Genomic DNA, 18,689 nt, shown 5'->3' with positions numbered 1-18,689 from the left:
GGCCATGACCCATGATCACGTCAGCACCGGCATCGATGGCAGCCCTCGCCACAACCGGCTGGTAGTCACAGAGGGCTGTGCCAGGAAGCCCCCAATGCACTGAGACGACGAGGAAGTCGCATCGCTGCCGAGCCGCCTCGATGTCGGCAATCATGCGATCCAGATCCTCGCGCACCGGCACGGTCCACAACCCGACCTTTGTGCCGGCACGGTTAAGGATGTGCGGCGCATGTGCGTCGGCGGTGTCCTTGCCGCCGCCAGCATGCCCGATTCCTGCTTCGTCGAGGGCGGCGATGCTCTCCAAAAGCGCTTGCGGCGGATAGCTGACGTTGTTCGCACAGCTGACGGCGTCGATCCCGGCGGCGACGAGCGCGTCGATCATCTGGGGGCCGGGGTGGCGCCAGTTCGCCTTGTGCGGAATGTCCGGGGTAGCGCCTGTCGATGACGGTTCGACGAGCAGGCCCTCCATGTTGACGATCCGCACGTCGGCCCGGTCAAGGATGGGCCGCAACGCCTCGAGCGCCTGCGCTGGCTTGGCACGGCCGGTCACGTGAACATCCCCGCCCAGCATCACCGTCAGCGACATCGGGCAAGTCTGTCACTGCTCGGCCGGCGCGGCTGCAGGCGTGAATTCCCGGATGGCCCGGGCGAGCTTCGCCGGTTGATCCAGCGGAATCAGCGTGTAGCTGTCGTCGATCTCGACCAGCCGTGCGTGCGGGAGAAGCTCGACGAGGCGCCGGCCGTGCTCCGGTGGCATGACGCGGTCCTCGCTAGCCCAGACGACGAGCGCGGGTCGGTCGAAGGTCGGTAGGCGCTCGGCCGCGTCGAGCAGGAGGTGGGTGTCGGCCATCGCCGCCCGCAGGATCCGTACGGCGTCGCGGCGGATCTCCGGCTGTGTCGTGACCGGCTCGACCCACCGGGCGGTGGCGGCATCTCCGCGCTTGGTCAGCCACCCGAACGCGATCGGCAGCCGCCGGAGCATGCGCAGACGCATCTGTTGCATGAACAGCCCGAACATCCGGGGCGAGAGCTTGCCGGCGAGCGCGAGGGTCCGGCCGGTCAGTCCGGGCGGCAGGTTGTCGAACGCTTCGCACGAGACGAGTACGACGCGTCCGACGCGTGCAGCTCCGTTGCACATGATCAGCTGGACGAGCGCGCCGCCGGTGTCATTACCGACGAGGGTGACGTCCTGCAGATCGAGGCGGTCGAGAAGCTCGGTCATCAGCCGGGCTGTGCCCGGCAGCGACAGATCGGCATCGGCGTGCATCGAATGCCGGTGCGCGCCCAGCGGCAAGGTCGGTGCCACGCATCGGTATTCGGCAGAAAGCTCCGCGATCGGTGCGTCCCACAGCGAAGCGTCCATCAGCAACCCGTGCAACAGTACGACCACCGGCCCGTCGCCGCCGGTGTCCTCGTAGTCAATTGTTCCAGCGGACAGCTCGATCTGGTTCATGTCTGACCGCCGGTGTGCAGCGAAGTCACTCCTGAGTGGTCGAGCAGATGCTTGCGCAGGAAGGACAGCTCGGCGTCGACGGCCTGCTCGTGCGCATCCATGAACGGCGCATAGTGCCCACCGGGCAGGCGAACCAGCTCTGCGTGGGGCGCGCGCTGCGCCGCGCGTATCGCAGGTCCGGGAAGAGCGGACTGATCCCGGTCGCAGGCAAGAACCAACATCGGGCACCGCGCGTCGGACGCGGAGCGGCCAGGCCGATAGAGCCCGATGCGGAGCGCAGAGCGGGCGGCGATCGTCTGCTGCCAGTCCGGGTACGCATTGTCGGGGTTGAGCGCCCGGTCGCCGTCAAGGCCGTCCGGAGTGCTGAGCATCGCGACGGTCCCGGGTTCGCCGGCCAGCGGCACCAGGACCGGCTGGCGGCCCACGAGGCCGCCCAGCGCGTCGAGGATGCCGCGCCCGGTGAGGCGCAGCATCGCGAGCGGCGTGGTGTAGCGCATCGCCGCGCGCGAGGCGGCCGGTCCATCGGCGAGGGGTGTCTGGGAAATGGCCGCCGCGAGTGCCGGGGTGTGGGCCGCGACCCGAAAGACGTGGCCGCCAGACAGGGAGAAGCCCCAGATCGCGAGCCTGGACGGGTCGACTCCTCGCAGGGTCGCGGCGAAGGCGATCGCGGCGTCCCAGTCGGTGAGCTGCTCGCCGATGCGCACGACCTGGCGCGGCCACCCGCCGCTCTCCCCGAGCCGGCGGTAGTCGAAGGCGAGAACTGTGAAGCCGGCGTCGTGGAACCGCGTCGCGAACCGGTCGGTGCCCGGCTCCTTGGTGACCGCGCCGCCGGCCGCCATGATCACGCAGGCGCCGTTCGTACCGGGGTAGTGCCAGGCGGCACATTCGGCACCGTCACTGACGAAGCGAACCTTCTCCCGCCCCACGGACACCTGCATGCCGACCTCCCGGTGGACCCAGCGTCATCCTCTCCACAAAGTGAACCACGCGGTTCGCAACCTGTCCATCGGTTTCCACTCGGTGCGGCCGGCAGGGAGGACCGGCTACTCCTCGGCTGCCTCTTCGCGTTCCAGGGCCCGCACCAGGGCGTCGAATCCCGCGGCGATCCCGGCAGCGTCGCCGCTGGTCCGCCAGTCGACCAGAAAGCCCCGCAGCACGGCGAGGATCATCTCGGCGACCTCGAGCTTGCGTCGGTCGGGCCAGTCCTGCGGGCAGATGGACTTCAGCGAGGGCAGGTATTGCTGCGACGCCTCCCGCGCGAGTTGCGCGTAGCGGTCGGGGTCATACATCGCCAGACCGATGGCCTGGTCGAGCACCCGTGCCTCGTCGCCCACGAGGATGGGCCACATCGCGCGAACCCGCGCCGCCAGCGGTCGACCGGCCGGTCCGCGGGCCGCAGCGGCCAGCGCCTTTCCGGTGCGTCTCTGGCGTAGCTCGAGGATCGCCTGCACGAGCAGGTCGTCGACTCCGTCGAAGTGGTAGAGGAGCACCTTGTGCGTGGTTCCGGCCGCGCGCGCCGCACGCCGTAGCGAGAAATCCGTCAGCCCGTTGGCTGCGAGGTCGTCGGTGACCTGATCCAGCAGTTCGCGCCGTCGGGCCGCACCGCGCGGTGACCCCGCCGATCGCCGGTAGCCCGCGCGCTCCGGCGAGCCACGGTCTCCGGAGGCGTCCGCATCGACAGCATCCATGGTCAGACGGTGTCACACCTCTACGGCTTCCGGGGATCAGGTTCCCGGAGTCCAGCCGAGCAGTTGAGTGATCTGCGTGGCGAGCGTCGAAGGGTCGAACGGCTTGGTGATCACGCCGGCGGCACCGAGCGCCGTAAGTCTGCGGTGGTGCTCCTCGGTGGAGTACCCGGTGAGAAACAGTACCGGGATTTCCTGCGCGGCTTCGTGTTCCTGCAGTCGGTTGAGCGTCCCGGGGCCGTCCAGGTCGGGCATCTCGACGTCGAGAAGGATCGCGTCGAGCTTCTCGTGGGAGGCCATCGCCAGTCCCTGGGCGCCGGAGTCGGCGGTCCGCACATCCCAGCCGTGCGCTTCACCGAGCCCGATCTCCACGGTACGGCGGATCAGCGCCGAGTCGTCGATCACCAGGATCGTCGGTCGGGTGTTCACTCGCGGGTCCTTTCCTTGTCGATACGGTCGACCCGCGTCCGGCAGGCTGCGGCCACGTCGTCCGCCTCGCGGTCTCCGAGGAGGCGCTGTGGCGGTCCGTCCGGACGCAGGGCCCACAACGCCTGCTGGTACGCGCGACGGGCGGCCATGGTGTCGCCGATGGCTTCGTGCGCGCCACCGAGGGCAAATGCCGCCCGGGCGAAGTCGGGCGCGAGATAGATCGCACGGCGCAGTGAGCCGACGGCACCGGGTATGTCGCCGCTGGCCTGCATCGCGACACCGTGTGCGAAGTGCGGCTCCGGGTCGAGCGAATCCGGGGGCGGTGTCCGGGCAGCGTGGCGTAAGGGTGCGGTCGCGGCACGAGCGTGAGGTCCGGGACGGCCGATCGGCGTGATCCCGCGCGGCGTAGGCGGAACCGCGAGTCGGTCGGCCGCGCCGAGCACCAGCCGTCCGCCCGGGCGCAGGGCGCGTCGAAGCGCGGCGACGGTCCGGCGGGCGGTCTCGGCATCGAAATAGATGAGCACGCTGCGGCAGACGATCACGTCGAAGGAGCCTGTGCCTGGGGGTGGGATCGGATCGCTGACGAGATTGTGCCGGGCGAAGCGGACCGGCCGGCGCGCATCCGTACCCACCGCATACCGGTCGGCTGCGTGTGGCTGGAAATAGCGGTCGCGGATATGCACCGGCACGGTGCGCATCGACCGCTCTCCGTAGAGTCCCTGATCGGCGCTTCTCAAGGCGGCGGTGACGACATCGGTCGCGAGGATCGACGTTCCGGCGGCATCGCCTCCGAGTGCCTCCGCCGCCAGCATGGCCAAGGTGTAGGGCTCCTCGCCGGTGGCGCAGCCGGGATTCCACAGGCGCAGCCCGGGGGTCCAGGCTATGTGCTCGAGTTCTGACAGGTTGCGGAAGAAGTAGGTCTCCTTCACCGTGACCTCGTCGACGAGGCGGGAGATCGCCCACTCCCGGGATTCCCAGGAGGCGAGGAGGCGCAGGAATCCGTCGGCGCGAAGGCCGGGGCGGATCCGTCCCACCGCCGCCGCGAGCGACGGGAGCTGCGTGACGTCGATCGTCATCCCTAGGTGGCGATGCACCAGCGCTGCCACCTCGAGCAGTTGCCGACGTTGCGGCGGCATGCCCTCGTCGGGTGTGACCGTCTCGACGCCGTTCACGATGCTGCCCTGCGTGCGGGCGCGAGGGTCACCAATGCGGCCCCGATCTGAGCCGGCGCCATCACCAGCTCGGCGCCGCGGCGGATCGCCGCGGCGGGCATTCCGTTGACGACTGAGGTTGCCTCATCCTGAGCGATGGCGACCCCGCCCGCCGTACGGATCGCCGCCACTCCGTCGGCGCCGTCGCTTCCCATCCCGGTGAGAACCACGGCGACAGCTGCGGGACCCGCGCGGCCGGCCACGCTGGTCAGCAGCGCGTTGACGGACGGCCGGTGGGAGCCAGCGGCGCGCGTGGAAAGCGACATGGTCATGTCCCGCGAGAGTTCGAGGTGCGACTCGCTCGGCGCGAACCACACGCCGGGACCGGCCGGCTGCCGGTGACTTGCCACTCCGACCGGGACGGCCACCACGTGGTCGAGCCAACGCGCCAGGCCGGGCGTGAAACCGGGGGAGATGTGCTGCGCGACCAGGATCGGGATCTCGTAGTCGGCCGGCAACTTGGCGAGCAACTCCGCAAGGGCGGCCGGACCGCCGGTGGAGGACCCGATCGCGACGACCGCAGTCGACCGTCCGCGCAACCTGCCCGGGGCACGCGAGGGTCCGCGCAGTCGGTCGGCTGTCGCCACCGGGGGCACGCGACGCACGCGGGTGGCGGCGAGGTGCTTGATCCGCTGGCGCAGGTCGGTCGCCGCCGAGCTCCGGGCGGTATCGAGACGCAGGTCGCGTTTGTGGATCGCCTCGAGAGCGCCCGCCGTCAACGCCGCGGCGGCTCGCTCGGACCCGCGCTCGGTATGGGCCGAGACGACGACGATGCGCCGCGGGTCGGTCGTCATGATCTGCTGGATTGCCGCGACGCCGTCGAGCCCGGGCAGTTCGAGGTCCATCGTCACCAGGTCGGGCCGCAGGTCGGGGAGCCGGATGAGCAGTTGTTCGGCGCTCGGGCAGATCTCCACCACGTCGAAGCCGTCGTCGACCTCGAGAAAGACCCGCAGGGCGCGGGCGTAGGTGGGGGAGTCCTCGCAGATCACGATCCGCACTGCGTCGGCGTGAGTCATGGCAGTTGCACGAGCCGGCCGACCGTCTGCAGGAGGGCCTCCTGGTCGAACTCGGTCTTCGCGATGTAGGCGTCCGCTCCTACCGCGGCTCCGCGGCGCCGCTGTTCCTCGTCGCCCCGCGAGGAGATGATGACGATCGGGAGCGATCCGTGCTGGTGATCTCCGCGGATGGCGCTGATCAGCTCCAGGCCGTCCATCGTCGGCATGTCGATGTCGGTTACCAGGAGTGCCACGTCTGTCTCGGTGCTGAGCATCTCGAGCGCCTCGCGGCCGTGTTTGGCGGTGCTCACGCGGTAGCCCCCGGCCTCGAGGATCGATCGCTGCAGCTCGCGCACCGTGAGCTCGTCGTCGACCACCAGCACCTTGGGTCCCAGGGGTGCTGTGGTCTCCGCCGGCAGCACGGATCCGGCGACCCGTTCACGGCCCGGCGTGTGGCAGAGGAACGCCGGGTCCAACACCAGCGCGATGCGGCCGTCGGCGAGGATCGCGGCGCCGAGATATCCCGACGTTCCCTCGAGCAGCGCCCCCAGCGGCTTCACCACCGACTGCTGCTCGCCGAGGACCGAGTCGCAGATCACCGCGGCCTGACGTCCCGACGAGGTCACCAGCAGGGTCGGCGTTCGTGGACCCGCCGGTGGAGCGGTGGCGCCGAGTACGTCGGCGAGATCGACCAGCGGGACGGAAGCGCCCCGTACCTCGAGCGAGCGGTGGCCGCCCAGCGAATGCTCGGAGGAAACGCTGAGGACCTCCGCGATACTCGCCAGCGCGACACCGAACACCTGGCCGCCGCGTTCGAGCAGGAGCAGATGCACGAGTGCGAGCGTCAGCGGGAGGTGCAGGATCATCCGCGACCCGCGCCCGGTCTGGCTCTCTGCCTCGAACGACCCGCCGAGCGACTCGACGTGGCGTTTGACGGCATCGAGCCCGACGCCGCGACCGGCGAGGTCGGAGCCGTGGGCTGCCGTCGAGACTCCCGGCTCGCCGAGCACCTCGGCGAGCGAGCCGCGTTCCCCGGCCTGCTCCAGAAGCTCCGGTGCGACGCCGCGGCCGTCGTCGGACACCGACACCGCGACCAGCTCTCCCCGCGGTTCGGCACGCAACACGATCCGCGCTTCCGGTTCCTTGCCCGCAGCTGTCCGCTCTTCGGGGCTCTCCACACCGTGGAAGATCGCATTGCGCAGCAGGTGCACGATCGTCTCGGAGATTCCGTCGAGGATCACCCGGTCGAGCTGTGTCTCGGTGCCCTCGAACTCCAGTCGCACACTCTTGCCTTCCGCGGCGGCGAGGTCGCGCACCGCGCGGGGATAGCGAGCCGTGATCGACTCCAATGGTTGCGTGCGCATGCGGATGACCGCATCCTGCAGATCCTCGAGCAGCAGATCGCCGCCGCCCAGCTCGTCCTCGAGGGCCTGGTCGTGACTGGCGACCTCATCGACCAGCCGATCCAGGCGCCGACGGTGCAGGACGGTTTCTCCGACCACATCGACGAGTCGATCGACCTTCTCCGCGGGCACCCGCATGGAACGAGGGGCGCTCGGCTCCGGTGTGCCGTTCACCGGCTCGGCGATGACCGCCGCGGGCTCGTCCCGGACGGCGCGGCGGATCGAATCGGCCGCCTCGAGCAGTGAGTCGGCGAGCGTGGACTCGAGTACCCCCGACTCGCGGGCGATCTCGAGCACGTCTTCCATTCCGCGGGCGACCCGCTGGGCCTCGTCGAAGCCGACCATTCCCGCGTTGCCTTTGATGGAGTGCGCGTCGCGGAACAGCGAGTCGATCGAGTCACCGTCGCCGTTGCCCGCCTCGACGGCCAGCAGAGTGGCCTCGATGCGATCCAGACGTTCGTTGGTCTCGATGCGGAAGATCGGCAGCATCTCAGCGGCGAGATCGGTCATGCCGCTGCTCGCAGGAGGACGTCGAGGTTGATGAAGCCGACCAGCTTCTCGTCGACCACCCCGGCGCCGTCCAGAAGTGGCGAGTCCGGCTCCTCGGTCGGGTCCGGTGTCGGGCCGACCTCGATCACCTCGTCGACGGCAAGCGCGGCAAGTTGTGCCCCGGTCCACACGATCACGACGCGGGCCGGGAGACCGGGCTCGCTCTGCGCCGCTCCGAGGAGCAGGGCTGTGTCGATGACGGGCAGGACCTGACCCTTGACGTTGATCACCCCGAGGATCGCCGGTGGCGCACCGGGGACGGGAGTGAGCTCACGGAGCATCGCGACCTCCCGCACCTGACTCACGTCGAACGCGTAGTGCTCGGCGCCCAACCGGATCCGAACGCAGACGGTGCTCACGGCGTTCGGCTGCCTCCCAAGATCTGCGCCTCTCCGGTTCCGGCGGACACGCCGTAACGTTCGAGCATCTGCTCGAGCTCGCGCACCAGGCCTTCGACGTGCTCGGTGGTCTGCAGGCGCTGCGCCTGCTCGGCCGAGAGCTGCTCGGAGGCTGTGCGGATCTCCGCCATCGCGGCGGCAACCTGATCAGCGGCCTGCTTCTGTTGGGCGGTGGCGAGCAGGCTCTGCTCGAGTTCCTCCCCGGTCGTCCGCATCAGCTCACTCACCTCGCCCGCCTGCTTCGAGCCGCGTTCGGTGGCGAGGATCGTCGCGTTGGTCTTGTCCTTGACGGCGACGACGATCTCGCGGATCGACTCGGTCGAGCGCACGGAGCGCTCGGCGAGCCGCCGTACCTCGCTGGCGACGACCGCGAAACCCCGGCCTGCCTCGCCGGCGCGGGCCGCTTCGATCGCCGCGTTGAGGGCGAGCAGGTTGGTCTGTTCGGCGATCTCGTTGATCAGCTCGAGGATCTCGCCGATCGCCTGGCTGCCCACCCCGAGCTCGAGCGAGCGCTCGGCGATCGCCGCGACCTGCTGTTGCATGTCCTCCATCGTCTGCGAGGTCTGTTCGGCGGCGCTTGCGCTCGTCTGAGCGCTCGCGCTGATCGAGCCGGCGCTTGCGCTGAGCTCATCGAGTGTCGTCGCCGCCTCCGCGATCGCCGCGGACTGCTGGCTCGTGGCGGCCGCGGCCTCCTGGGCGGCGACCCGCATGTCGACCGACATCCCCGTGAGCGTGCCGGCCGTACGCCGAATGCCGTCGAAAACCCGCCGCAGCAGGCGCACCGCGTAAATGATCAGGCCGAGGACGACCAGAACGGCAAGCGATCCGGCGATGATGCCGGCGACCTGCGCACTGGTCTCTGCGCTGTCGGACGCCCGTCGGGCGGCCGCGGCTTCTTTCTGGTTGGCCGCCGCCAGGGGGTCCAGTGCGTGGTTGACCGCCGTGAGCTGACGAAGGTAGGGGACCAGCTGGCGCGAGTTGACGACCGCTTCGCCTACCAGTCGGTCCTCGACCCGCTGCAGGGGTACGTCGACGGCGAGAACATTCTCGGCGAGCGCCCGCTCGGTAGTCCCCGTGCTCGGGCTGGACGCGATGCGTTGGATGTCTGCGACGAACGCGCGCTGCGACGTACGGAGCAGGGCGACCTGCGCGGAGTTGGATTTCGCCGGATTGAGCACGATGAACAGCCGGTCGAGCAGCAGGTCGTTCGCCGTCTCGGTTCGGGCGAGCTGGGCGAGGCTGTCCTCCGCCGCACTGGCGCTGTTCGATGCGTCGCCGGCGCGCCAGAGTGTCACGCCCACGCCCACGATCACCAGCGCGAGGATCAACGCGCCGGCGATGGCGATCCGCCCGACCGGGCTGGCGAACCTCAACTGCCCCACCCCCAGGAGTGGATAAGGTCCTCAATGCCACTGCTCGGACGCGCTGATGGGACCGCAGTGTGAGTGCCTGAACACTCAGCGTGACACACCGCTCGGTCGTTCGGTCGTGCTTGCGCAACATCGCTGCCGGCGGGACCGCTCAGGTGAACCAGCGGCGGGGAGTTCCGCGGAGAACCCGCCCGAATTGCAGCTCGGGGAAGTGCGCGCCGACGCCGGTCGTGTGCCCATCTTCCAGCTCGCGCCAGAGGCGTTCCCGGGTGCGGTCGGCCAGGCCGGGATCGACGTCACCCATCGAGTGCCAGGTCGGTTCGTCGAGCTGGAGCGGGCACGTGACTGCGTCACCGAGGAGCAGGGCGCGGTCCTGTCCGGACGAGATCACCACGCACATGTGGCCCGGCGTGTGACCGGGCGCGAGAAGGGCTGTGATGCCAGGTGCGACGGTGGTGTCGTGGTCGATGGGCCGCATGCGCGCGCTGTGCGCGGGGGACCGAAGTCCGGCTCGGATGTGGTCCGCCATTTCGCCGGACCCGGTGACGAAATGGCGCCAGTCGTCGGCGCCGAACCAGATCGTCGCGTTGGGGAAGACCGGGGTGACGTCGAGATCGAAGAGCCATCCGACGTGGTCGCCGTGGAAGTGGGTGCAGATGACGTCCGTGACGTCGGTCGTCGTCACGCCGAGGGAACGCAGCCCGGTAGGGAGCTGGCCGCCGACGAGATGCATGCCGTCCCAGAGCTCCATCATCGCGGGGCCGAGACCGGCGTCGACGAGCACGACCCGGTCGTGGGTGCGCACCAGGAAGCATCCGATCGGCAGCCACGCCGCGCGGTGGTGCCGGAAGAACTCGGGGTGGGCGTCCGGCGGGAGGTGGTGACCGAAGTAGCTCGGCCGGGCGAGGAACGTGCCGTCGGACACGGGGTGCAGGTGGATGTCTCCGATTCGCATGCCGTCCATGATCTGAGAACTCAGGACGCGCTGCCAGAGGGAGATGGGTGCGGCCAGTCATCGGCCTGCGCGCGAACGAGGTCGGCCACCTCGTCGACCGACCGTCCGTCGGTGTCGACGCACACAGCGTCCAGTCCGGCGTGATCGAGCCGCTCGGCGGTGGCGACGGCCCGGTCGGCGAAGCTGCGGAGGTAGTCGGGACTCCGCCCCTTCAGCTCGTCGCCGGGGATCGCCGGCCCGCGGCCGCGACCCCGGAGAAGGATCCGCTCGGTCAACTGGTCCGGCCCGGCGCGGAGACGGCACATGGTCAGCGCGGTTCCGGGCAGCGCAAGGGCGTACGAGGCGACCACGTCACGCTGCTCGACGCCTCCGGCCATCACGAGGCAGCGGACTCCGGCTCCCCGAAACGTCGGCCACATGGCGGCCAGGTTGCGAGCCCTGATCCGGTGGTTGTCGGGATCGTCTTCGGGCGCCGGCCGGAAGAAACCGATCTGAGCCAGGTCGACGTACGCAGCTTTGACCCCCGCTCCGGTGAGTCGGCTGAAAAGCTCCCATCCCACGACGGACTTGCCGACGCACGGGGGTCCACAAACCCAGAGCACAGGAGTCGGAGCCATGGTCACGGCGTGAGCCCCTGCGGCCAGCCGCCCGCCTGCTTCCGGACCAATGCTGCAACGGCCCGGACGGACAGTCCGTGAGTGTCGACGGACAGATCGGCGAAGTTGCTGTGCTCCAACGCCTCCGCGTCCTTGATGGTGTCCTCCACCAGGTCGGTGCGCCATCCCCGCTGGATGAAGCGATTCCTGAGCTCCGTATGTCCCACCCGGAGCCGACAGAGCGTCAGCTCCGTATCCGGGAGGAGCTCGGCGTAGGAGTGCGCGAGCTCGCGGGATTCGACAAGACCGGACAGCACCAGACACTGGGCTCCCGCGGCCCGGAAGGTCGGCCAGGTCGCGCCGACGTTCTGTCGCTTGATCCCGTGGTTGTCAGGGTCGTCCGCGGATCCGGGGTAGCACAGCCCGACCTGATCGATGTCGACGTAGCCGGTCTTGATTCCGGCCGCATCGAGCTGGGTGAAGATCTCCCAGCCCACGGACGTCTTGCCGACGCCCGAAGGGCCACATAGCCAGAGGACGGGAACGGAACGGCGGATCACTCGCGGGACGGTAGCGATCAGCCGCCGACAAGGCGAACGGATTCTCGGCCGCGAAGCGGGGCTAGCGTGGCCCCATGGCATCGGCGCGGAGCGACGTCCTCGACATTGCCTATGACGACGTGGGTGACACCGCCGGTGCTCCGGTCTTCCTTCTCCACGGTTGGCCGGACACCGCTCGCGGGTGGCGACACCTCGCGCACCGCCTGGCGAGCTCCGGATTCCGCGCCATCGTTCCCGACAACCGTGGCACCGGTGGCACGACGTTCCGGTCGCCCGGCACACCACGCGACGGGCAGGCCGTGGCGCTGGCCCAGGACAGCGTCGACCTCGCCGACGCGCTCGGTCTCGACCGGTTCGCCGTCGTCGGACACGACTGGGGCGCCCGTGCGGCGTACACACTCGCGGCGCTTGCTCCCGAGCGGGTCACCGCGGTCGCTGCGCTTGCCCTGGCCTACCAGCCCCGCGGTCGCTTCGAGATGCCGAACTTCCCGCAGGCGCGCGCATTCTGGTACCAGTGGCTGATGTACGTCGACGACGGCGTCGAGGCGATTCGCCGCGATCCCGTTGGTTTCGCGCGTGTGCAATGGGACACCTGGAGTCCACCGGGATGGTTCGATGACGACGAGTTCGCGACCACGGCACGGGGCTTCGGCAACCCGGACTGGACGGCGATAACGCTCAACGCCTACCGGTCACGATTCATCGCCGACGAACCACGCGACGGCCGTTACGACGAGTTGCGCCGACGGCTGGATGCCGTCGACCACCTGAGCGTGCCGACGTTGATGCTGCAGGGAGGCTCGGACCTCTGCGATCCGCCCCCATCCTCCGAAGGACTCGACGGTCACTTCGACACCTACCGCCGCGTGACCCTGGACGGCGTCGGACACTTCCCGCATCGCGAGGCACCCGACCTCGTAGCCGACCTGGTGCGCGATCACCTGCAGGCGTCGTGACGCTCGGCTGGGTCGCGGACGGCTCCGTCGACTCGATCCGTCGTGCGCTGAGTATGGTCGCTCCGGACCTGGCTGACGACGCCATCGCCCTGCGGGAGGGGCTCGGCGAGAGTGATCCGCAGTGGTGGTCCTCGAGCGCGTTGGTCGGCGGCGAGGCCGTTGTCAAGTTCGCGTGGTCACGGCCGGCGGCCGAGCGGCTCTGGAACGAAGCGCAGATTCTCCGGACCTTTGCCGACCGGCAGGTGGAGCTCCGCCTGCCGCCGGTGGTGGCCGTCGCCGACGATCCGGTGCTGGTGGTCACCCGGTTCGTCGCCGGCCGTCCGCTCACAATCGAGATGGTCAGGTCCGCCGACCGGGCGGAGGTCGAGGAGATCGGCGCCGAACTGGCGTCGTTCCTGACGAACATGCACCGACCGGAGACGCTGGCGAGCGCGCGCCGCGCGATCAGCTGGTTTCCCACTCCACCGCAGCCGGCAACCACCGAGGAACTGCGGACCCGCTTCGGCGCATGGATCCGGACTGATCAGCAGCGGCACCTGCTCTTCTGGTGTGACTGGGCGGACGAGGTCCTGGCACGGCCGGGTGGGCCCGTACTGGTGCACGGCGACCTGCACGGGCACAACCAGCTGTGGCACCCGGATCGGCTGCAGCTGCGGGCTGTCGTCGACTTCGAGACTTGCAGCGTCGCCGACCTTGAGTACGACTTCCGCTGCCTTCCGGCCGAGGGCGGCCCGGACCTCGCCCTGCTTACGGCGACCGCTTCCCACTACCGTCGACTGTCCGGCACGGACGTGGCACTCGACCGGGTCATGGCCTGGCACATCCGGGCATCGCTGGGGGACGCTCTCTGGCGAAGCGAGGCAGGGGTGCACTTGCCGGGCGGGGGAACGCCATCCGAATGGATGGACGCGATCAACGCCCGCATGGATGCATTCGGCATGCGCGCCTGACGCCGTCAGTCGTCGAAGGCCACCTGCAGACCGGTGACGAGGGGACCCTGCCAGTCCAACTGCATGGTGCCGCTGCCGCCGGGCACGCCGATGAACGCCATGCTGGCGTCCGGGGCGAATCGGTCGGCGAAGGACTCCCAATCACCCGACCGGACCGCCGCGTTGAACGCGGCCACGTGTTCCTGGACCCGCCCGGGGGTGGTGTCGCTACCCATCTTCTGTCCCTCCTGAGGTCATCGCGCGGCGCGGACCGCGCGCGCGAGCGGGCGGCTCAGGTCACCTCTGTTCTTCACCACCACATGATCCAGCTCCAGCCAGGTGGCCATCGACCACAGTTCGTCGGCCAGCTCGGCCGCGACCATGGACCCGCGGTTACCGGGTTCGAGATGAGCCTCCGGCACAACCAGGGTCGACGCCTGCCGGTCGGCCTTCAGATCGACGCGCGCGACCAGCCGGTCGCCGAGCAGGAACGGGAGTACGTAGTAGCCGTGGGTCCGTTTCGCCGCCGGGGTGTAGATCCCGATCCGGTAGTGGAAGTCGAAGAGCCGCAGGGTCCGGTCTCTGCTCCAGATCAGCGAGTCGAACGGCGACAGCAGGGCACGGGCGTGCACGGCGTCTAACGCACGTGCGCCGGACCACCGGTACATCCGCTGCGCAAGGCCTTCGACGCGCACCGGCAAAAGCTCGCCGGACTCGACCAGTTCGGCGACGCGCGCCTTCGAATGCGCCGCGGGGAGGTGGAAGTAGTCACGCAGCTCGCGCTCGGTGGCAATTCCGTACGCCCGCGCTGCAATCCGCATCAGCTCACGTTGGGCGTCCGCCCGATTCGGGGTGGGACGGGACAGGATCTCGGCCGGCACCACCCGTTCGGTGAGGTCGTAGATCCGTTCGAAGTTACGCCGGGTCGCCGTCGTCACCGTCCCGCAGTAGAACAGCCATTCCAGGGCGACCTTGACGTCGTTCCAGTTCCACAACCCGCCCTGTTGGAGCCGCCGCTCGGCGGTGATGCCGACGTCGCCCGCACTGACCGGTCCGCGCTCGGTGACGATCGCGAGCACGTCGTCGACGAGGTCGGGCTGCTCCGCTGCGAGCCGCCACATCCCCTCGATCACCGCCCACGGCGCAAGCAGGATCGCCGGGTCCAGCACCGACCGCCACCTCTTGAGATCACCGCCCCACAGGTGGCGCAAGGCGGCCTCCATCCGCCATCGCTGCAACGGATGGCTCTGCACCGGCAGCAGCGACGCCTTGTGGGCCGAGTATTCGAACAGCTCGCGTGGGTTACCCCATGCCATCCGGTCGAGCACCGCCCGCGGATAGGGGCCCAGCCGGGAGAAGACGGGGAGGTAGTGCGACCGGCACAGCACATTGACCGAATCGAGTTGCAGTACGCCGACCCGGTCGATCACCCGGCGTAGGTGTCGGGCGTCCACCCGGCCGGACGGGCGCGGCTCCGCGAATCCCTGGGCGACCAATGCCATCCGGCGCGCTTCATCGGCGGAGATCAACTCCGCGGACGGGCCTCCGGCCGCAGTAGGCACGAGCCGGACGTTATCCGGTCCTGCGCCGGAGAGGTAATTGGTGCAGACTTGGTCCGACGCAGGACGCTGATTGAGCCGGCGGTTCTCAGCAGTCCGCCTCGGCGGCAGCGATCTCGACAGCTACCGACTTCCTGTCAGTCCGCCGGCGGCAGCCTCGTACCTGCGGCCGCCACCCGCACTGCGATGCGTTTGGGAGTCGCACCCTACCCTCGCCTCAAAGAAGGAAATTCGACATGAGCGGCAGCAAGAATCGACCCCTGTGGTGCCAGCTGCGGGCATCGACCCGCGCGGCTGTCGAGCAGCTTATCGGGGGTTCCGTCGTCCACGCGCGCAACTGTTCGGGCGGCTACTCACCGGGCTTTGCGTCCTTGCTGACACTCATGGACGGCCGACAGGTCTTCGTCAAGGCGATGGACGCCGAGCGGTGGCCCGTCGATGCGGCGTACCACCGAGTCGAAGCGAAGGTCAGCGCTGCGCTACCGGCCACGGTCCCGGCGCCCCGCCTGCTCGGGACGCTCGACGACGACGATTGGGTCGTCCTCGCCTTCGAGGCCATCGATGGTGTGGAACCGTGTCAACCCTGGAACGACACCGATCTTCATCGCGTCGTCACCGCGATCGTGCGGCTGGGTCAGGTGGCGACGCCGTCGCCCATCGCGCTTCCACGCGATCATCCCCGGCTGGGCGGCTGGACCGAGGTGGCTCGGGACGATGCCCAACTGGCAGAGCTCGCGAGGCATTCGACCTGGGCGATGGACCACATCGCGCAGCTCATCCGACTCGAGAGCGACGGCGTTGCCGCCGCCCGGGGCGACTCGCTCGTGCATTTCGACTTGTCCCCGCATAACATCCTGCTCACTCCCAACCGGGTCATGTTCATCGACTGGCCTCACGCCAGACTTGGTGCATCCGCGGTGGACCTCATCATGATCTTGTCCAGCGCCGACGACCGGATCGACCGTGACTCAATCCTCAATACCAACGCGGACCTGGAGCCACAGGCGGTCGATGCGATTCTTGCCGCTCATGCCGGATTTCAGCTCCGCGGCGGAGTATCACCGAAACCTCTTGGCCTGGAAGCGATCGCCGCGATCGACCTCCGCCTCGGTCTCGCCGCGCTGAGCTGGCTTCATCGGCGACTCAGCACTCGATAGGCGAGTTACGGAAGCGTCCAGAGGACGACGTCGCGGGCCACCGTCGGCGGGCGGTCGAAGACCCGGGTCAGCAGCGAGATCTCCGAGGCCCGCTTGCTGCTCGGTCCGACGATGATTGTGTCCACCCGGAGTCTGCGCAGGTCGGCGAAGATCGACGCCCGTAGTTGGGGCGTGACGCTGATGGCGTCGGCGTCGTCGAGCGCCCGGGAGATCGCGTTCGGGCCTCCCCAGTGCCCTCCCGGCACGATCACCCACCCATTGACGATGCGGATCCGCATCCCGCCGTTCGCCTGCCAGAGCACCGCTTGCTCGTTGAGGGGGCTGTCGGTGAACGGGACGATGAGGGCCACCGATCCGGCCGGGAGACGCGTCTGGGCGGAGCTGGTGAAGAACGCCGGAGTGGGGATTGTCGTGGTGCGCAGCCCGCCCGGCACCCACGACAGAGCGATCACCGCCACCACCGCCGCGCCGGCGAGCCTCCGCCACCCGCGCTGGAGCACGAGATCGTCGAGGAACACCGCGAGAAGCAGGGCGGCGAGTAGCCCGATGGCCACGCTGATCCGGCCCGGCAGCAGGTTTTCCAGCAGCGGAAGCCGTTCCGCGACCGCCCAGGGCAGCGGAATTGCTGTCGTCCGGCCGGCGACATGCAGGTGCGGACCGAACGACAACACGACCAGCACCACGATGAGGATCGCGGCGACGGGCACGAGCGGCCGGCGTCGCCAGAACCGCACGGTCACGCCGATGAGCAGCACGATCAGCGGGATGCCCAGGTAGCCGGTCCACTCCGACGCGTTGCCGGTGAACGTCGGCGTTCCGGCCCCCAGATCGAGCCACTGATTCACGGGCCAGATGAGGTTGAGGAGATCGGTCGAGTAGGTGCTCGGCCCGTGCGCACCGGGTGCCTTCTGCGGCCCGAACAGCTGGATGTAGAGCGGATAACAGGCCAGCAGCGCGAAGGTCACGACAGCGCAGACCGCGGCGCGGACCACGTAGCCCACCCGGGACCGGACCGCGTGCGGGTGCAGAAGACACAGGACGACCAACGCGAGCCCGCCGACCATCGCCTCGATGGCCAGCATCTCCTCACTGGTGAGCAGCTGGCAGGCCGCGACGACTCCGATCAACCCGCCGGTAAGCCATGATCGACGCCGCTGCCGCACGAGTAACTCGTCGACCAGCACCAGCATGACCGGCATCAGCGCCAGGAGCACCAGATGCAGGTGGCCCGAGCTGTGCACCAGGAGGAACGGGGAGTAGGCGAAGGCGAGTCCGCCGATGCCGGCCGCGACCGGGCTGTCGACGTAGCGACGAAATGCCCAGTACGCCGTGCACGCCGTGGCGATCGGGCCGAGCACGAGAAGCAGGTTGTAGCTGAACACCGGGCCCGCGAGCGCCGTAACCGGCGAGACAAGAACGCCCGCGAGCACCACCGACGTGTTCCACATCAGGTTGACGCCCTGCGGGTAGAGCTCGTAGTTGCTCAGCAGCGGGTTGTGGCCATGGGTGAGTGCGTGCGGGACGGAGGAGAGGAACCACATGAACTGCTCGGCGTCGCCGACATTGCCACGCCACGTGTCCGTCGCCCAGAGCCCGGCGCCCAGGTAGCTGACGCTGATCGCCGCGGCGACCAGGAAGACCACGGTCAGCGGCAACCACCGTCGGACGGCCGACCGCTCCCCGGTCGCGGAGCGCGGCTGAGCCGCAGCGAGTGTCAGGCGAAATGTCACCGACTATATCTATACTAAGTCGATAGGGATTGCACAGACTCGGGATCTGGCGCGAGAGAATCTCGGTATTTCGCGCGCGATCCTGCGCGGGTCGCTGCCCGCGGAAACCTGGTCAATTCCCGCCGAGGGCAGCGGCGATGACCGCCGCTAGCAGCTCGCGGCGGCGCGCAACAGTTGCCGTCGTCGTGCCGTGGTCGGTCCGGCCGGCCGCACGTCGAAATGGCGGTCGAGCCCGGTGAGGGCGAGCAGACGTCCGACGGGGGCCGACGGGCGGGTGATCACCAGCGCGCCACCAACGGCGCGCAGCCGACACTGCCCGGCCACGAGCACGTTGACGCCGGCGCAGTCACAGAAGGTCGTCGTCCGGAGGTCGACGGAGACGACCTGACCGGGTCGGCTGACCTGCTCGATGGCTGTGCGCAGGTGCGCTGCGGTGGCCAGGTCCAGTGCACCGGTCACCCGGATCCGGCTGCGCCGGCCGTGAGACTGCACCGAAAGCCGTATGTCGGCCGGTATTGGTTCTGACGTGCTGGGCTGGGCGGCGTTCACTGACACTCCCCGTCGTGACGTAAGGCCCGCTGGAATCCCCCGGCGACTCGGGCACCCTGACCGCTCGCGGGGGGGTGGCGAGCGGTCAGGGGCCCGATGTCTTGAGGGGCCGCTGGGTTAGAGCGACAGGTGCTGACCCACGAGGATCATGTTGGGGTCGCCACCGACGGTGGAGCGGTTCTTGCTGTAGAGCTCCTGCCAGCCG

20 protein-coding genes are annotated in these 18,689 nt (G+C 69.1%); 3 read left to right on the top strand and 17 right to left on the bottom strand.

Annotated elements, in window-relative coordinates; genetic code table 11:
- The 13 genes from VGH85_03955 to VGH85_03895 form a co-directional block, all read right to left on the bottom strand.
- The coding region (locus tag VGH85_03955; GenBank protein HEY2172946.1) for a CapA family protein at positions 1-586 on the bottom strand (586 nt) is incomplete at its 3' end.
- A gap of 12 nt (positions 587-598) precedes the next feature.
- Positions 599-1,453, bottom strand: a complete 855-nt coding sequence (locus tag VGH85_03950; GenBank protein HEY2172945.1) for an alpha/beta hydrolase — start codon at positions 1,451-1,453, stop codon at positions 599-601.
- The gene (locus tag VGH85_03945) at positions 1,450-2,391 is read right to left on the bottom strand and encodes an alpha/beta hydrolase (GenBank protein ID HEY2172944.1); all 942 of its coding nucleotides are present in this window, start codon (positions 2,389-2,391) and stop codon (positions 1,450-1,452) included. Before VGH85_03945 ends, VGH85_03950 begins: the two co-directional genes overlap by 4 nt.
- 105 nt (positions 2,392-2,496) lie before the next feature.
- Positions 2,497-3,141 carry a TetR/AcrR family transcriptional regulator gene (locus VGH85_03940; protein HEY2172943.1) on the bottom strand — a complete coding sequence of 215 codons (645 nt, stop codon included), beginning with the start codon at positions 3,139-3,141 and terminating at the stop codon, positions 2,497-2,499.
- Between the two features lie 36 nt (positions 3,142-3,177).
- Positions 3,178-3,567, bottom strand: a complete 390-nt coding sequence (locus tag VGH85_03935) for a response regulator (GenBank protein ID HEY2172942.1) — start codon at positions 3,565-3,567, stop codon at positions 3,178-3,180.
- Positions 3,564-4,739: a CheR family methyltransferase gene (locus tag VGH85_03930; protein ID HEY2172941.1), complete on the bottom strand. Its 1,176-nt coding sequence runs from the start codon at positions 4,737-4,739 to the stop codon at positions 3,564-3,566. Before VGH85_03930 ends, VGH85_03935 begins: the two co-directional genes overlap by 4 nt.
- Positions 4,736-5,794 (bottom strand): chemotaxis protein CheB, encoded by a 1,059-nt coding sequence (locus VGH85_03925; protein HEY2172940.1) that lies wholly within the window; start codon positions 5,792-5,794, stop codon positions 4,736-4,738. Before VGH85_03925 ends, VGH85_03930 begins: the two co-directional genes overlap by 4 nt.
- A complete protein-coding gene (locus tag VGH85_03920) occupies positions 5,791-7,686 on the bottom strand; it encodes a response regulator (GenBank protein ID HEY2172939.1) in 1,896 nt (631 codons plus the stop codon). The genes VGH85_03925 and VGH85_03920 overlap by 4 nt, the downstream gene beginning before the upstream one ends.
- Positions 7,683-8,084, bottom strand: coding sequence for a chemotaxis protein CheW (locus tag VGH85_03915; GenBank protein ID HEY2172938.1), 402 nt, complete (start codon positions 8,082-8,084; stop codon positions 7,683-7,685). The genes VGH85_03920 and VGH85_03915 overlap by 4 nt, the downstream gene beginning before the upstream one ends.
- Positions 8,081-9,505 carry a methyl-accepting chemotaxis protein gene (locus VGH85_03910; protein ID HEY2172937.1) on the bottom strand — a complete coding sequence of 475 codons (1,425 nt, stop codon included), beginning with the start codon at positions 9,503-9,505 and terminating at the stop codon, positions 8,081-8,083. Before VGH85_03910 ends, VGH85_03915 begins: the two co-directional genes overlap by 4 nt.
- Before the next feature lie 139 nt (positions 9,506-9,644).
- Positions 9,645-10,448: an MBL fold metallo-hydrolase gene (locus VGH85_03905; protein ID HEY2172936.1), complete on the bottom strand. Its 804-nt coding sequence runs from the start codon at positions 10,446-10,448 to the stop codon at positions 9,645-9,647.
- 20 nt (positions 10,449-10,468) lie between these two features.
- On the bottom strand, positions 10,469-11,008 hold the full coding sequence (locus tag VGH85_03900) for a hypothetical protein (GenBank protein HEY2172935.1): 540 nt from the start codon (positions 11,006-11,008) through the stop codon (positions 10,469-10,471).
- Between the two features lie 59 nt (positions 11,009-11,067).
- Positions 11,068-11,604, bottom strand: a complete 537-nt coding sequence (locus VGH85_03895) for a hypothetical protein (protein HEY2172934.1) — start codon at positions 11,602-11,604, stop codon at positions 11,068-11,070.
- 74 nt (positions 11,605-11,678) lie between these two features.
- Here VGH85_03895 and VGH85_03890 point away from each other — a divergent pair, with 74 nt between their 5' ends.
- Positions 11,679-12,560 (top strand): alpha/beta hydrolase, encoded by an 882-nt coding sequence (locus VGH85_03890; protein ID HEY2172933.1) that lies wholly within the window; start codon positions 11,679-11,681, stop codon positions 12,558-12,560.
- Positions 12,557-13,510 carry an aminoglycoside phosphotransferase family protein gene (locus tag VGH85_03885; protein ID HEY2172932.1) on the top strand — a complete coding sequence of 318 codons (954 nt, stop codon included), beginning with the start codon at positions 12,557-12,559 and terminating at the stop codon, positions 13,508-13,510. Before VGH85_03890 ends, VGH85_03885 begins: the two co-directional genes overlap by 4 nt.
- Before the next feature lie 5 nt (positions 13,511-13,515).
- On the opposite strand, the gene VGH85_03880 is transcribed toward VGH85_03885, so the two are convergent.
- Positions 13,516-13,725 (bottom strand): hypothetical protein, encoded by a 210-nt coding sequence (locus tag VGH85_03880; GenBank protein ID HEY2172931.1) that lies wholly within the window; start codon positions 13,723-13,725, stop codon positions 13,516-13,518.
- Between the two features lie 18 nt (positions 13,726-13,743).
- A complete protein-coding gene (locus VGH85_03875; protein HEY2172930.1) occupies positions 13,744-14,991 on the bottom strand; it encodes a crosslink repair DNA glycosylase YcaQ family protein in 1,248 nt (415 codons plus the stop codon).
- A gap of 293 nt (positions 14,992-15,284) precedes the next feature.
- Here VGH85_03875 and VGH85_03870 point away from each other — a divergent pair, with 293 nt between their 5' ends.
- Positions 15,285-16,205, top strand: a complete 921-nt coding sequence (locus tag VGH85_03870) for an aminoglycoside phosphotransferase family protein (protein ID HEY2172929.1) — start codon at positions 15,285-15,287, stop codon at positions 16,203-16,205.
- A 5-nt stretch (positions 16,206-16,210) separates the two neighbouring features.
- Here the strand turns inward: VGH85_03870 and VGH85_03865 are convergent, their stop codons facing one another.
- Together VGH85_03865 and VGH85_03860 are read right to left on the bottom strand one after the other, a co-directional pair.
- Positions 16,211-17,935: a hypothetical protein gene (locus VGH85_03865; GenBank protein HEY2172928.1), complete on the bottom strand. Its 1,725-nt coding sequence runs from the start codon at positions 17,933-17,935 to the stop codon at positions 16,211-16,213.
- A gap of 147 nt (positions 17,936-18,082) precedes the next feature.
- Positions 18,083-18,427: an STAS domain-containing protein gene (locus tag VGH85_03860; protein HEY2172927.1), complete on the bottom strand. Its 345-nt coding sequence runs from the start codon at positions 18,425-18,427 to the stop codon at positions 18,083-18,085.
- Positions 18,428-18,689: the final 262 nt, after the last annotated feature.

It is taken from the genome of Mycobacteriales bacterium (genome assembly GCA_036497565.1).
In the GTDB taxonomy this organism is placed as follows: Bacteria; Actinomycetota; Actinomycetes; order Mycobacteriales; family QHCD01; genus DASXJE01.
This window is presented reverse-complemented; position numbering and strand designations above follow the sequence as displayed.